We start from the raw sequence: 13,836 nt of genomic DNA, 5'->3' as shown, positions 1-13,836 counted from the left end.
GCCGACCGGCTGCGGGACGCCCCGCCCGCACACCAAACCGCGGGGGCGCGCCGGGGGCCCCCCCCCCCCGGGGCGCCCACCCCCTCTCGAAGATCCTTGGAACCTACGCGTCGCCTAGCCCGCGTAGATGTCGTCGATCTCCTTGCTCCACTGCTTGGAGACCACGTGACGCTTGACCTTCAGGGAGGCGGTCATCTGGCCGCCCTCTTCGGTGAAGTCCTGCGGCAGGATCTTGAACTTCTTGATGCCCTCGGCCTTGGAGACGGCCTTGTTGGCGTCGTCGACGGCCTCCTGGATCGCCGCGTTGAGGTCGGCGTCCCCGGTCAGGTCGGAGATCTCACCGCTCTTGTTCTTCTGCTCCTTCCAGAGCTGGAAGGACTCGGGGTCGATCGTGACCAGCGCCGCGATGAACTTGCGGTTGTCACCGACGACCATGCACTGGCTGACCAGGGCGTGGGCGCGGATCCGGTCCTCCAGGACGGCCGGGGCGACGTTCTTGCCGCCCGCGGTCACGATGATCTCCTTCTTGCGGCCGGTGATGCTCAGGAACCCGTCGTCGTCCAGGGAACCCAGGTCACCGGTGCGGTAGAAGCCGTCCTCGTAGGCCTCGGCGGTGGCCTTCTCGTTCTGCCAGTAGCCGACCATGATGTGGTCGCCCTTGAGCAGGATCTCGCCGTCGTCGGCGATGCGGACGGTGGTGCCCGGCATCGGCTGGCCGACGGTGCCGATCTTGTTGAAGCCGGGGCTGTTGACCGAGGTCGGGGCGGTGGTCTCGGTGAGGCCGTAGCCCTCGACGATGGTCAGGCCGGCGCCGCGGAAGAAGTGACCCAGGCGCGAGCCCAGGGCGGAACCACCGGAGACCGCGTACTTGGCCTCGTTGCCGAGACGGTCCATCAGCTTGCTGTAGACGAGCTTCTTGAACAGGCCGTGCTTGAGCTTGAGCGTGAACGGCACGCTGCCCTTGCCCAGCGCCTGGCTGTACTCGATCGCGGTGTCGGCGGCGAGGTTGAAGATCTTGCCCTTGCCCTCACTCTCGGCCTTCTGCTGGGCCTTGGTGAAGACTTTCTCGAACACGCGAGGGACCGCGAGGAGGAAGGTGGGCTTGAAGACGGAGAACTCGTCGATCAGGTCCGGGCCGGTGCTGGGGTAGTGACCCAGGACGGCCTTGCCCTCGATGACCATGACCTGGACGAAACGCGCGAAGACGTGCGCCAGGGGAAGGAAGAGCATCGTGGAGGGGACGCCCTCGTGCTCCTTGATGATGGGCTTGGCGGGGCCCTCCAGGGCCGAGTGCGCGATGAAGAGGAAGTTGCGGTGCGTCAGCTGGCAGCCCTTGGGGCGGCCGGTGGTGCCGGAGGTGTAGATGAGGGTGGCGAGGTCGTCGGCCTTGACGGCGGTGCGGCGCTCCTCCAGGGCCTCGTCGGTGACCTCGGAGCCGCCGGCGCGCAGGGTCTTCAGGTCGTCGCCGTCGAACCTCCACACGTTGGCGAGCTCGGGAGTCTCGCCCTTGACGGACTCGATGCGCTCGGCGTGGGCGTCGGTCTCCACGAAGACGGCCTTGGCCGCGGAGTCGGAGAGGATCCACTGGATCTGCTCGGCGGAGGAGGTCTCGTAGATCGGTACGACGATGGCGCCGACCGCCCAGACGGCGTAGTCGATGGCGGTCCACTCGTAGCGGGTGCGCGACATGATGGCGACGCGGTCGCCCTGCCCGATGCCCGCACCGATGAGGCCCTTGGCGTATCCGACGATGTCACCGTGCAGCTGCTCGACGGTCACGTCGCGCCAGGGGCCGGCACCGGTCTGCTCTTGACGGCGGGCGGCGACGGCCTTCGGCTCGGTGGCCGCGCGCGCAAAGAGCGTGTCGGTCAGCCGTGCCTCGTCGGAGATCTCGGGCTTCGCGGGAGAGCTGTATTCGCGCACGTGGTGCTCCTGGACATGTACGGGTGTGGTGGATGGGGACGTGACGACCGTAACAACACGATCCTACTCGTGAGTAGGAAGGGTTGTCGTTCGGTATCCAACGGTGATCCGGGCTTGACGTGCGGGGTTTGGGGAAAACACTGCTCAGGTCGCTTTCCCGACCCTTTCCGTGTCGGTGCCCGTGCGGGGTCAGGCCCGGCGCCCCTCTTGAATGTATGCAGGTCAGGCGGGCGGCCAGGGTCGCTCCTCACGCGGGGCAAGAGACTATCGCCTGCCGTGACCCTCGTGCACATCCTGTACATAGCAGTTCTTTGTGTCGGCTCGGCTACTCGGCGCTCCCGCCGGCGTGTACCCCTTTCGACCCTCCCAACGTGGTCGGGGCCCCGAGTCATCCCTGACTCCTCCCTGAACCTGCCCTGAGTGCCCCGCACGCGCCTTCCCCGTGCGGTTAACGTGATGCCACGGACGACAGGAGGCTCGCCAGACATGACCGAGAACAACGGTGGACGGAACAGCTCCCGCAACGATGGCCCCGACCTCATCGACGATGCCTTGCGGCTGGTCGACACGCTCCAGCGCAAGCTGCTCGCGGCGGGCGTGCGGCGCGGCGTGAACGCGGTCACCAACCCACAACCGAAGGGCGACGTGTGGGAGGAGGCCATCCGGATGGAGAGCGAACAGGAACGTCCTCCGCTGGAGGAGCTCGCCGACATCGTGCGCAAGAGCGCTCCGGAGGTCGCCGGTCACCTCGGGCGAGCGGGGTTGTCCCTGGCCGGCGCGTTGGGGCGGACCTGGGGCGTGGTCGAGCGCGGTCTGGAACAGGGGCGCGCGGAGGCCGAGCGTGCCCGCGCCGAGAGAGAGGAACGCGAGCACCACGACCGTGCGCGTGACGAGCGGATGCGCCGTGAGTCCTCGGCCGACGACCCCTCCGCCGTCGAGGAGGGCGAGAACCGAGGTGAGGCGTAGTCGTCACCGGGGTGTTCGCGGCGTGTGGAGCCTGGTTTAATCGAGGGGTTTGCACCATTTGAAAACCTGATGACATCAAGCCCGCTACTTATGTCAGGTTTTGGGCGAAAGTGTGAAGGAGCCGCCCCCATGCCGACCATCGGCGTAGACATCGGTGGAACCAAGGTCGCCGCCGGTGTCGTCGACCACGACGGGCAGATCCTGGACAAGGTCAAGTACCCGACCCCCGCCAACGACCCCGGCCAGCTCGCCGACACCGTCGCCAAGGCGGTGGAGGAGTTGCGCGGCCGCATCCCGGACACGCCCATCGAGGCGGTCGGTGTGGGTGTGGCGGGCTTCGTCGACGAGGACCGATCCACCGTCCAGGTCGCCGTCAACCTGGGGCTGCGCGACGAACCCCTCAAGGAACGCGTCCAACAACGGGTCGAACTGCCCGTGGTCATCGAGAACGACGCCAACGCCGCCGCGTGGGCCGAGTTCCGCTTCGGCGCCGGCCGCGACAGCGACCACGTCGTCTGCGTCACCCTGGGCACCGGGATCGGAGGCGGTCTCGTCCTCGGGGGAGAACTGCACCGTGGACGCTTCGGTGTGGCCGCGGAGGTGGGGCACTACCGGATGGTGCCGCACGGACGTCGTTGCGCCTGTGGCAACCACGGCTGCTGGGAGCAGTACGCCAGCGGCCGTGCGCTGGTCGCCGAGGGCCAGGACCTGGCCCGCACCGACCCCGAACACGCTCGTCGCATGCTCGAAATCGCGGGCGGGACCGTGGACGGCATCGGCGGTGAGTGCATCACCCAGGCCGCCTTGGAGGGCGACGCCGCCGCCTTGGACTGCTTCCGGATCGTGGGGGAGTGGGCGGGACTGGGCCTGGCCGACCTCGCCGCCATCCTCGACCCCGAGTGCTTCGTCCTCGGTGGAGGCGTCTCCGACGCGGGCGACATCATCCTCGACCCCGTCCGGGCGTCCTTCGCCCGACACGTCTCCGGCCGGCCGGGGCGTCGCCTGGCCGAGGTCCGGGTGGCCGAACTCGGCGGTGCCGCCGGCATCGTCGGCGCCGGCGACCTGGCCCGGCACTGATCGGTCCGTAACGGCCCCTCCGACCCGCCGAGACGGTGTCGGGGCCCGGACACACGTGAAGGGGGCCGGTATCGAAGGATCTCCTTCGGTACCGGCCCCCTCGTGCTCTGCCCGGAGCCTCAGACGTCCTCGGGGTCGCCCTTCGCCTTCTCCGCCTTGGCCTCCTTTAGGGCCTTGCGTTCGGCCTTGCGTTCCGCGCGCAGGGACCGTCGACGGTCCTTGGCGTCGGCGTGCTCCTCGCGCCGGGCCTCCTTGGCCTCCGCCTCCAGCTCGGTCTTGACCGACTGGGCGTAGCGGTCCACGTATTCCTGGCCGGACAGCTCCATCAGCGCGTACATGATCTCGTCGGTGATCGCGCGCAGGACCCGCTGGTCCTTCTCCATCCCGTAGTAGCGGGAGAAGTCGAGCGGCTTACCGAACACGACCTTGGGGCGCACGCCCAGCTTGGGGACGGTTCGGCCGGGGGGCATGATCTTGTCCAGGTTGATCATGGCCATCGGGACGACCGGGGCCTTGGCCTCCAGCGCCAGCCGGGCCACACCGGTGCGACCGCGGTAGAGCTTGCCGTCGGGGGAACGGGTGCCCTCGGGGTAGATGCCGAGCAGGTCACCGCGCTTGAGCACGCGCAGACCGGTGCGCAGCGCCGCCTCGCTGGCCTTGCCGCCGGACCGGTCGATCGGGATCTGGCCCACGCCGGTGAAGAACGCCTTGCTGACGAACCCCTTCACGCCGGTGCCGGTGAAGTACTCGGCCTTGGCGAGGAAGGTGATCTTACGGGGCAGGGGCAAGGGCCCGAAGAAATGGTCGGAGAACGACAGGTGGTTGCTGACCATGATGGCCGGACCGCGCCTCGGCACGTTCTCCACGCCCTCGGCGCGGGGCTGCCACAACACGGCCAGGACCGGCCCCAGGATCGCCTTGACCACCCAGTAGAACATCGCTTCAGATCACCCCTGCACACGCGGGGAGCATTGGGGCAGGGTCTGCCACGTCTCACTGTCCCGCTCGGCCGACAACGAACACCCCCACACGGCGACGGGGGAGGTTGACTCGGGTCATCCTCCCACCACGCACGAGTGACCACCAACGTGTCCGGAACCGGACGCCGGTGTCCGTCGTGGGGAGGGGCCGTACCGCGGGGCACCATCGAGGATACTCACCGGTCCGGCCCGGTCGGGGGCCGACCCACGCCACGGGAACACGCGAACCCGGGAACACGCCCGGCCCGCGCGTGGTTCGGGCAAGGGAACGTTACCGTGCACTCGATGACAAACGCTCGTCCGAGCGACTAGCCTCACGGCTGGGGAGTCCACCATCCCGATCCCCCCGCCGCACGATCCCCGGGAGACACCCAGTGAGACCGACCAGCACCCATCCCCTCATCCCGGGGGCGGACCCCTACAGTCACGTCGGGTCCCGCACTGGTGTGCTGCTCTGCCACGGGTTCACCGGCTCGCCCTACTCGATGCGCCCCTGGGCCGAGTATCTGGCCGAGTACGGCCTCACCGTCGAACTGCCCCGACTGCCCGGTCACGGCACCACCTGGCAGGACATGGCCACCACCGGAAGCGACGACTGGTACGCCGCCGTGGAGGCGGCCCTCCTCGACCTCTCCGCGCGGTGCGACGAGGTGTACGTCATGGGGCTGTCCATGGGCGGCGCCCTCAGCCTGCGCCTGGCCCAGGAGAACCCCGACGTGGTGCGGGGCGTCGTGCTGGTCAACCCGTCCCTGACGGTGGAGGACCGGCGGCTCCCGTTCATCGCGCCCATCCGTCACTTCGCCGCCCGCCTCCTACCCTCCACGCCCGGGGTCGGCAGCGACGTGGCCCTCGCACCGGCCGGGGCGCCGGCCGGTGAGGGCGGATACGACCGGGTCCCCACCGCGGCCGCTGCGACACTCCCGAAGCTGTGGCGCGAGGTTCAGGACGGCATGTCCGGTTTGCGCGCGCCGATCCTGGCCTACCGCAGCGCACAGGACCACGTCGTGGGACCGGAGAGTCTGCGTATCCTCGCAAGGAGGGCGGTCAACACCCGGCTGACGATCCACCTGCTCCACGACAGCTACCACGTGGCGACCCTCGACCATGACGCCGCCACCATCTTCGAGGGCAGCCTCGCCTTCGTGCGAGAGCTCGGTAGAAGCGAGGAAGGAGCCGACCGATGACGCAACGTCGGGGCAACGGCCTGCTCGCCGACGCCTACGTCCCTTTGATCCTCCTCGCGCCGTCCCACGCCGACCTCATGCTGGAGGCGCTCCGGCGTAGTGGTATCGCGGCCTACGCGGTCCCCTTGGAGGAGGACGTCCTGGAGCCCACCGGTGGCCAGGTCGAGGACCCGCCGACAGACCACCTGTACGTCGACGCCGAGGAACGAGGCGCAGCCGAACAGGTGCTGGGCTCCGAGTTGCCCGACCTGAACGGCACCGACCTGCTCGCACCACCCTCCGACCCCCGTGCCGGCGGGGAGGACGAGCCCGGCCCGGATGCCTCCGTCGTCAAGGAGGGCCCCGAACCCCCGATCGGCGGCGACCTCCTGGACGGTCCCGCCACCGACCTGGCCGAGGGGACCGGGCGCTCCGACGACGACGCGGTCTGGAACGACCTGGTCGCCCGCTTCTACGACGAGGACGAATCCGCCGGTGAACAGCGCGGTCGGATCGCCTGGCCGGACGCGGAGAACCTCGACGCACCCGACGAGCGCGACAACGAACTCGGCGACATCCTCGCCGGTCTGCCCCGCGATACCGAGGACGACGACGATGAGGCCCGTGAGGAGGACCGGCGCCGGGCGGAGGCCGAACGGGAGGGCCACTACGAACCCCCGCAGCCCTCTCCACTGATCCAGGGGGACCGGGTCGGCATCGCCGCCTGGTTCGGTCTCCTGGGTGTGCCGGCGCTGCTGTTCGGCGCCGCCTTCCTGGGCGTCTCCCTGCCCGACTGGTCGATGCTGTTGGGCGTCCTGGTGTTCCTGGGCAGTTTCGTGGTTCTGATCCTGCGCATGACCGACTCCCGTTCCCCGGGCGACAACGGTCCCGACGACGGGGCGGTGGTCTGAGCCCTGGGCTTCGACGTCCCCCTCTGGCGCACCTTCGCCCTCTACCGGGCCATCACCCTGGTCCACGCGCTGGTCTTGGTCGCCCAACACCACGAGTACCTGGAGCGCCCCTGGGTCGCCTGGCTCACTCTGGTGATGATGGCGATCTGGACGGTGGTCACCCACCAGGTCTACGCCGTCCCCTCCCGCCGTACCTCCCGATTCCTGTGCGCCGACCTGCTGGTCGCGTTCGGCTGCCTGTTCGCCACCGCCCCGGCCGCGGCCCCCTTCTACCTCACCCAGGCCCCGCCGCTGAGCGCCTACTGGTTCGCCGGGGCCGCCTTGGCCGCGAGCGTCATCTGGGGCCGTCGAGGCGCCGCCACGGTCGCCATCGCCTACGGGATCGCAGACCTCACCCTGCGCGTGATCATGGACGCCGCCATCACCGGGGCCACCGCCCGGGGCGTGGTCCTGCTGTTGCTGACCGGCCTGGCCGTGGGCTACATGGCGCGGGTGGCCGAACAGGCGGAGGAGCGCTTCGCCCAGGCCGTCACCCTGGAGGCGCGTATCCGGGAACGGGAGCAACTCGCCCGTTCCATCCACGACTCGGTACTTCAGGTGCTGGCCCTGGTGCGGCGGCGCGGTGACGAGATCGGGGGAGAGGCCGCAGAGCTGGGGCGGATGGCAGGCGAGCAGGAGGTCCGGCTCCGGTCACTGGTCGCGGACGGCCTGGGTGCCACGGCGGCGGTCCCGGCCGCCCCCGCCGGGGCGGCGGGCCCCTTGGACCTGCGCGACCTGCTGCGTCCGCTGGAGACGGTGCGGGTCACCGTCGCCGCGCCCGCCACCCGCGTCGAACTGCCCGACCTCACCGCCCGTGAGCTGACCGCCGCGGTCGCGGCCGCCCTGGACAACGTCGAACGGCACTGTCCGGAGGGGACCCGGGTCTGGGTGCTCGTGGAGGACGAACCCGACGCGGTCGTGGTGACCGTGCGCGACGACGGCCCCGGCATCCCACCGGACCGGTTGGAGCGGGCGCGCGCCGAGGGCCGTCTGGGGGTCGACCAGTCCATCCTCGGACGCGTGCGCGATCTGGGTGGGAGCACCGAGGTCCACAGCGATCCGGGGGAGGGCACCGAGTTCGAGATGCGCGTGCCCCGACCGGGCACCTGAGCCCGGGAGCCGAGGCCCACGAGGGGCCGATGATCGGCGGGCACGACGCTCCGACTCACAGGGGCGGGCCGGCACCGGGTTCCTCCTGGTGGGAGAAGCGTTCCTCGCCCCAGGGATCGGCGCGGTTGTGGTAGCCGCGGTCCTCCCAGAACCCGCGGCGATCGCCCACCATGTACTCCACCGAACGAAGCCACTTCACGCTCTTCCACCCGTACAGGTGCGGCACCACCAGGCGCAGGGGGAAGCCGTGTTCGGGGGCGAGCGGGGCTCCGTCACGATGGGTGGTCAGCAGCACCCCCTCGGACAGGAAGTCGTCCATGCGCATGTTGGCGCTGTAGCCGTACTCGCCCCAGGCCATCACGTGTGTGGCCTCGGGGGCGGGCGGTGCCAGTCGCACCAGGTCGGTGGCGCGTACCCCGCCCCAGTGCACGTCCGGGACGGTGAACCGCATCACGCAGTGGAAGTGGCGCACCTCCCGTGCACGGGGCAGCTCGGAGAACTCGTTCCAGTCCCACCGATAGGTGCCCAACGACTCGGTGGCGCCGAACACGCGAAAGTCCCACCGCCCCGGTCGGAAGGAGGGGACCCGCCCGTAGTGCAGCGGCTTGTGCTCGCGGCGCACCGCCTGTCCCGGCGGCAACCCGTCCCGGTCGCCCCCCGTACCCTCGGCCTCCGACCCCTCGGACACTGGGCTCCCCCCGCAAGACTCGCTCGCCCGCCGGCGTCCGCCGACGGACCGTACACGCTCCACACCGATGTGGCAGCGCGGCGTCCATCATCCTGTCAGGCGCCGACGAGAGCCAGATCACTCGCCCCGGACGTGCGCGCCCGCCATGGCCGTGCGCTATAGTCACAGCCATGCAGCGGAACTTTTGGCGCTTTTATGGCTACCGGCCCATCTCCCCGGTCGCCTGTAAAGCCCTGCGCTGACACAGACGACTTACCAGGAGCCCCGGGCCGGAAAAGGCCCGGGGCTCCTTTGTGTTCCACCGGACCGGACCGGCCAGGCGAGACGACTCAGCGGCACTGCCGCCCAACCGACGAACAAGGACAACCCACATGGTCATCGTTATGGCACCGGACGCCACCGCCGACAACATCGACGCACTCGTCGAGCTGATCACCTCCTCCGGGGGTGAGGCGTACGTGACCCGCGGTGTCAGCAGGACGATCATCGGTCTGGTCGGCGACGTCGAGCGGTTCCAGGACCTGGGTCTGCGCGCCAAGCCCGGGGTCGGCGACGTGCTGCGCATCTCCGCCCCGTACAAGCTGGTCAGCCGCGAGAACCACGACAGCCGAACCGTCGTCAGCGTCCGGGGCGTGCCGATCGGCGGCGAGAACATGACCGTCATCGCCGGTCCCTGCGCGGTCGAGACGCCCGAGCAGACCCTCGCCGCGGCCCACATGGCCAAGGCCGCCGGCGCCGCCCTTCTGCGCGGTGGCGCCTACAAGCCCCGCACCTCCCCCTACGCCTTCCAGGGACTGGGCGAGCAGGGCCTGAAGATCCTCTCCGACGTGCGCGACGAGACCGGCATGCCGATCGTCACCGAGGTCGTGGACGCCGCCGACGTCGACCTGGTCGCCTCCCACGCGGACATGCTCCAGATCGGCACCCGCAACATGCAGAACTTCGCGCTCCTGCAGGCGGCCGGTGACGCGGGCAAGCCCGTCCTGCTCAAGCGCGGAATGAGCGCCACCATCGAGGAATGGTTGATGGCCGCCGAGTACATCGCCCAGCGCGGCAACCTCGACGTCGTGCTGTGCGAGCGCGGCATCCGCACCTTCGAGAAGGCCACCCGCAACACCCTGGACATCAGCGCGGTCCCGGTGGCGCAGAACCTCACCCACCTGCCGGTGATCGTCGACCCGTCCCACTCCGGTGGCAAGCGCGACCTGGTCCTGCCGCTGTCCCGCGCGGCCATCGCCATCGGCGCCGACGGCATCATCGTCGACGTGCACCCCAACCCGGAGACCGCCCTCTGCGACGGCCCCCAGGCCCTGGTAGAGGAGGACCTGGGCGTTCTGCGCGACGTCGCCGGCACGCTGGCCACCCTGAGCGGACGTACACTCACCCCGGCCCCGACGCGCGAGCTCGCCGACGTGTAGACGCGTTCCCAGGGAACCCGGTCGAAGCGCGTACGAGAAAGGGAGCGGTGCCCTCGGGGGCGCCGCTCCCCTCGTGTTCGGTCGGTCAGACGGTGGGCACGGCGGTGGCCGCGGCCGGCACGACGCCCTTCTTGGGCGCCGCGTCGCCCAGGAAGCTGGGCTTGTGCATCTGGGCGGTGGTCACCAGGTACTCCGCGAGCTCCTCGGCGTCCATCCGCTTCTCGATCGTGCGCAGGTCGGCGATCTTGGCGGCGGTCTCCACCTGACGCGGGGTCAGCATCGTGCAGCAGTCCTCGTCGGGCAACTCCGAGATGGCCAGCGTCCCGATCTTGCGGGCCTGGTCCATGATCTCGGTCTTGTCCATGCCGATGAGCGGCCGCAGGATCGGCATGTCCACCGCGTCGTCCAGCGCGGTCAGGTTGGTCATGGTCTGGCTGGAGACCTGACCCAGGGCGTCGCCGGTGATCAGGCACTCCGCGCCCAGGTCGTCGGCCAGGGCCTCGGCGGTCTTGAGCATCAGCCGCCGCTGGGCGACGATCTGCAGGCGCTCGATGCCCGAGCTCTTCAGCTGCTGCTGGGCCTTGCCGAAGGGCACCACGAACAGGCGCGAACCCACCTGGTAGCGGTCGATCTGCCGGACCAGACTGTAGGCCTTGTAGATCGACTCGGGGCCGGTGAAGGGCATCCCGGAGAAGTGCAGGAAGTCGACCTTCAGCCCGCGCCGGATCATCCGGTGCGCGGCCACGGGCGAGTCGATGCCGCCCGACATCAGGACCAGGCCACGACCGCTCATCCCGGCGGGCAGACCGCCCTGGCCGGGGACGCCGTCGGTGAAGACGAACGCCTCGTCCTTGTCGATCTCCACGTACAGGGTGTTGTCGGGGCGCTTGAGGTTCACCTTGTAGCCGTGCGCCTCGATGATCTTGGAACCGAGGAAGCCGGCCAGCTCACCGGAGTTCATCTCGAAACGCTTGTCCCGGCGGCGGGCGCGCACCGCGAAGGTGCCCTCGCGGTCGGCCATGGAACGCACGGACAGGTCCACGATGGCGTCGAGGTCCTTGCGGACCCGGCGCACCAGGTGCACCCACACCACGCCCATGACGTTGGCCATGCGGTCGGCGATCTCGGCGATCTCCAGGTCCGACGCCTCGGGCTTGCGCACGATGATCACGCCGGCGCCGCGCTGGGAGAGGCGGATGTCGCCCAGGTCGCGGACCGAGGAACGGATGTTGTTGTGCAGCCGGCGCTCGAACAGCTTGCGGTTGGAACCCTTGAGGACGATCTCTCCGAGCTTCATCAGCACGCAGAGCTCGCCGAGCCCGGCGTCGGCTCCGACCTCGGTTGCGGGGATCGGCGCGGACTCCAGCGACGCGGACATGGTGCTTACCTCCGGAAAAGATGATGCCTTCGTGCCCGGTGAGGCGGGAGGGGGTGGGTGGTGGGACCGGGCGTGCCCACCGTTGTCTTCCAGTATCGAACAATCCAAGGAGCGCTCGGTACATTCCCGGACCGGTCGCCGGACACACGAACGGCCCCTCCCGGCACGGAAGGGGCCGTGGAACGCCGGCGCGAACGCCCGAACACGCCGAAGCGCTAGCGGAGGCGCTCAGCGATAGGGCATCAGCCGAAGAAGACCTCGGCCTCCTCGAAACGCTCGGCCGGGACCGTCTTGAGCGTGTCGGTGGCCTCGGCCAGGTCCACCCGGACGATGTCGGTGCCCTGGAGGCCCACCATCTTGCCGAAGGCCTTGTCGTGCACGGACTCGATGGCGTTCACGCCCAGGCGGGTGGCGAGCACCCGGTCGAAGGCGCTGGGGGTGCCGCCGCGCTGGACGTGGCCCAGCACCACCGAACGGGCCTCCTTGCCGGTGCGCCGCTCGATCTCCTCGGCCAGGTTCTGGCCGATGCCGCCCAGGCGCACGTGCCCGAAGGAGTCCTTCTCGCCGGTGGCGAGCTCCATCTGGCCTTCCTTGGGGTGAGCACCCTCGGCGACCACGAGTATGGGGGCGTACTGCGTCTCGAATCGGCTCTGGACGTGCTTGACGACCTCGTCGATGTCGAAGGGCCGTTCGGGGATGAGGATGACGTTGGCGCCCGCCGCCATGCCCGAGTGCAGGGCGATCCACCCGGCGTGCCGGCCCATGACCTCCACCACCAGGGCGCGGTGGTGGGACTCGGCGGTGGTGTGCAGCCGGTCGATCGCCTCCGTGGCGATGTTGACGGCGGTGTCGAACCCGAACGTGTAGTCCGTGGCGTTGAGGTCGTTGTCGATGGTCTTGGGCACGCCCACGACGTTGACGCCGCGGTCGTGCAGCTGACGCGCCACCCCGAGGGTGTCCTCGCCGCCGATGGCGATGAGGGCGTCCACGCCCAGCCCCGCCATGTTGTCCTTGACGCGCTCGACGCCGCCCTCGATCTTCATCAGGTTGGTGCGCGAGGAGCCCAGGATGGTCCCGCCGCGGGGCAGGATGCCGCGCACGGCGCTGACGTCCAGCGGCATGGTGTCGCCCTCCAGGGGCCCACGCCAGCCGTCCCGGAAGCCGATGAACTCGTAGCCGTAGTCCTTGATGCCCTTACGGACCACGGCGCGGATGACAGCGTTCAGACCAGGGCAGTCTCCGCCACCGGTCAGGACCCCGACTCGCATTCGACTTCTCCTCGACGTTGGATGTGTTCTGGTGCTCGGCACCATATGGTCTAGACCATAGTGGGAGCGGGGAGTCCGGGCCAACCCCGAAGGGCGGTGGCCTTTCCGAAATCCACACCCCATCAGGGGCCGATGATGTCCGAAAGAGCCGGACGTCCCGGCCGGTGGGAACCGACCGGGACGCGCTCAGTCGTCCAGCCCCTGGTCAATGGCGTAACGCACCAGCTCCACGCGGTTGTGGAGCTGCAGTTTGGTCAGGGTGTTCTGCACGTGGTTCTGCACCGTGCGGTGGGAGATGGTCAGCCGCCGCGCGATCTGCTTGTAGGCCAACCCCTTGGCGACCAGACGCAGCACCTCGGTCTCGCGGGGGGTGAGCCGCGGCGTGCCGTCGTCCCCCTCCCGCGAACGATCGTGTTCGCTCGACAGTCTGCGGTACTCGCCGAGGACCAGACCGGCCAACCCGGGGGTGTAGACCGCGTCCCCGGCGTCGACACGGCGCACCGCGTCCAGGAGTTCCTCGCGCCCGGCCGACTTCACGAGATAGCCCGTGGCGCCGGCCTTGACCGCGGCCAGGACGTCCTCGCTCTCCCCGCTCGCGGACAGCACCAGCACCCTGGGGGGTTCGGGCAGGGCGACCAGGGCGGCGGTGAGTTCCACCCCGGTGGTGTCGGGCAGGTGCAGGTCCACCACCGCCAAGGTGGGGCGGGCCGCGGGCGCGATGCGCATCGCCTTGGCGCCGTCGCCGGCGGTGCCCACGACCGTCATCCCCGCCTCACCGAGGTCTCGGGCGACCGCGTCGAGCCACATGGGGTGGTCGTCGACCACCAGTACCCGGATGTTCTCGCCGTCCATGCCGCCGAGCGTAGCGGGAGTGGGCCCGGGAACACAGCGGGCCGGCCGCTTCGGTCCGAACGC

General features: G+C 69.7%; 12 protein-coding genes. 6 read left to right on the top strand and 6 right to left on the bottom strand.

All coding sequences use genetic code 11. The features are described from left to right. Positions 1-114: 114 nt before the first annotated feature. The gene (locus tag ACWGKS_RS12345) at positions 115-1,923 is read right to left on the bottom strand and encodes an AMP-dependent synthetase/ligase (protein WP_358508248.1); all 1,809 of its coding nucleotides are present in this window, start codon (positions 1,921-1,923) and stop codon (positions 115-117) included. 486 nt (positions 1,924-2,409) lie between these two features. On the opposite strand from ACWGKS_RS12345, the gene ACWGKS_RS12340 reads away from it, so the two are divergent. Both ACWGKS_RS12340 and ACWGKS_RS12335 read left to right on the top strand, forming a co-directional pair. Continuing rightward, positions 2,410-2,889, top strand: coding sequence for a hypothetical protein (locus ACWGKS_RS12340; RefSeq protein ID WP_358508247.1), 480 nt, complete (start codon positions 2,410-2,412; stop codon positions 2,887-2,889). A gap of 129 nt (positions 2,890-3,018) precedes the next feature. After that, a complete protein-coding gene (locus tag ACWGKS_RS12335; RefSeq protein ID WP_358508245.1) occupies positions 3,019-3,966 on the top strand; it encodes an ROK family glucokinase in 948 nt (315 codons plus the stop codon). A 119-nt stretch (positions 3,967-4,085) separates the two neighbouring features. Here the strand turns inward: ACWGKS_RS12335 and ACWGKS_RS12330 are convergent, their stop codons facing one another. Continuing rightward, positions 4,086-4,904 carry a lysophospholipid acyltransferase family protein gene (locus ACWGKS_RS12330; RefSeq protein ID WP_358508244.1) on the bottom strand — a complete coding sequence of 273 codons (819 nt, stop codon included), beginning with the start codon at positions 4,902-4,904 and terminating at the stop codon, positions 4,086-4,088. Positions 4,905-5,320: 416 nt separating this feature from the next. Here ACWGKS_RS12330 and ACWGKS_RS12325 point away from each other — a divergent pair, with 416 nt between their 5' ends. The 3 genes from ACWGKS_RS12325 to macS are packed head-to-tail and all read left to right on the top strand — an operon-like array spanning position 5,321 to position 8,169. Next, on the top strand, positions 5,321-6,130 hold the full coding sequence (locus ACWGKS_RS12325) for an alpha/beta hydrolase (RefSeq protein WP_358508243.1): 810 nt from the start codon (positions 5,321-5,323) through the stop codon (positions 6,128-6,130). After that, positions 6,127-7,020 carry a hypothetical protein gene (locus ACWGKS_RS12320; RefSeq protein ID WP_358508241.1) on the top strand — a complete coding sequence of 298 codons (894 nt, stop codon included), beginning with the start codon at positions 6,127-6,129 and terminating at the stop codon, positions 7,018-7,020. The genes ACWGKS_RS12325 and ACWGKS_RS12320 overlap by 4 nt, the downstream gene beginning before the upstream one ends. Positions 7,021-7,023: 3 nt before the next feature. Next, positions 7,024-8,169 carry a MacS family sensor histidine kinase gene (gene macS, locus ACWGKS_RS12315; RefSeq protein ID WP_358508255.1) on the top strand — a complete coding sequence of 382 codons (1,146 nt, stop codon included), beginning with the start codon at positions 7,024-7,026 and terminating at the stop codon, positions 8,167-8,169. A gap of 55 nt (positions 8,170-8,224) precedes the next feature. Here macS and ACWGKS_RS12310 read toward each other — a convergent pair whose 3' ends face one another. After that, on the bottom strand, positions 8,225-8,857 hold the full coding sequence (locus ACWGKS_RS12310; RefSeq protein ID WP_358508240.1) for a molybdopterin-dependent oxidoreductase: 633 nt from the start codon (positions 8,855-8,857) through the stop codon (positions 8,225-8,227). A 371-nt stretch (positions 8,858-9,228) separates the two neighbouring features. Here ACWGKS_RS12310 and aroF point away from each other — a divergent pair, with 371 nt between their 5' ends. Then, positions 9,229-10,275 carry a 3-deoxy-7-phosphoheptulonate synthase gene (aroF, locus tag ACWGKS_RS12305; RefSeq protein WP_358508238.1) on the top strand — a complete coding sequence of 349 codons (1,047 nt, stop codon included), beginning with the start codon at positions 9,229-9,231 and terminating at the stop codon, positions 10,273-10,275. An 85-nt stretch (positions 10,276-10,360) separates the two neighbouring features. Here aroF and thiI read toward each other — a convergent pair whose 3' ends face one another. The 3 genes from thiI to ACWGKS_RS12290 form a co-directional block, all read right to left on the bottom strand. Next, the gene (gene thiI / locus ACWGKS_RS12300; RefSeq protein ID WP_358508236.1) at positions 10,361-11,653 is read right to left on the bottom strand and encodes a tRNA uracil 4-sulfurtransferase ThiI; all 1,293 of its coding nucleotides are present in this window, start codon (positions 11,651-11,653) and stop codon (positions 10,361-10,363) included. 242 nt (positions 11,654-11,895) lie between these two features. Beyond that, positions 11,896-12,921, bottom strand: coding sequence for a 6-phosphofructokinase (locus ACWGKS_RS12295; protein WP_358508234.1), 1,026 nt, complete (start codon positions 12,919-12,921; stop codon positions 11,896-11,898). A 186-nt stretch (positions 12,922-13,107) separates the two neighbouring features. Continuing rightward, the gene (locus tag ACWGKS_RS12290; protein ID WP_358508233.1) at positions 13,108-13,773 is read right to left on the bottom strand and encodes a response regulator transcription factor; all 666 of its coding nucleotides are present in this window, start codon (positions 13,771-13,773) and stop codon (positions 13,108-13,110) included. Positions 13,774-13,836: the final 63 nt, after the last annotated feature.

The sequence above is a fragment of the Nocardiopsis sp. NPDC055879 genome, from assembly GCF_053615935.1.
This window is presented reverse-complemented; position numbering and strand designations above follow the sequence as displayed.

What these genes read in the sequence shown, in the direction of transcription:
- ACWGKS_RS12340 (WP_358508247.1), top strand. Translation starts at nt 2,410, where the DNA reads ATGACCGAGAACAACGGTGGACGGAACAGCTCCCGCAACGATGGCCCC.
- ACWGKS_RS12335 (WP_358508245.1), top strand. Translation starts at nt 3,019, where the DNA reads ATGCCGACCATCGGCGTAGACATCGGTGGAACCAAGGTCGCCGCCGGT.
- ACWGKS_RS12330 (WP_358508244.1), bottom strand. Translation starts at nt 4,904, where the DNA reads ATGTTCTACTGGGTGGTCAAGGCGATCCTGGGGCCGGTCCTGGCCGTG.
- ACWGKS_RS12320 (WP_358508241.1), top strand. Translation starts at nt 6,127, where the DNA reads ATGACGCAACGTCGGGGCAACGGCCTGCTCGCCGACGCCTACGTCCCT.
- aroF (WP_358508238.1), top strand. Translation starts at nt 9,229, where the DNA reads ATGGTCATCGTTATGGCACCGGACGCCACCGCCGACAACATCGACGCA.
- thiI (WP_358508236.1), bottom strand. Translation starts at nt 11,653, where the DNA reads ATGTCCGCGTCGCTGGAGTCCGCGCCGATCCCCGCAACCGAGGTCGGA.
- ACWGKS_RS12295 (WP_358508234.1), bottom strand. Translation starts at nt 12,921, where the DNA reads ATGCGAGTCGGGGTCCTGACCGGTGGCGGAGACTGCCCTGGTCTGAAC.
- ACWGKS_RS12290 (WP_358508233.1), bottom strand. Translation starts at nt 13,773, where the DNA reads ATGGACGGCGAGAACATCCGGGTACTGGTGGTCGACGACCACCCCATG.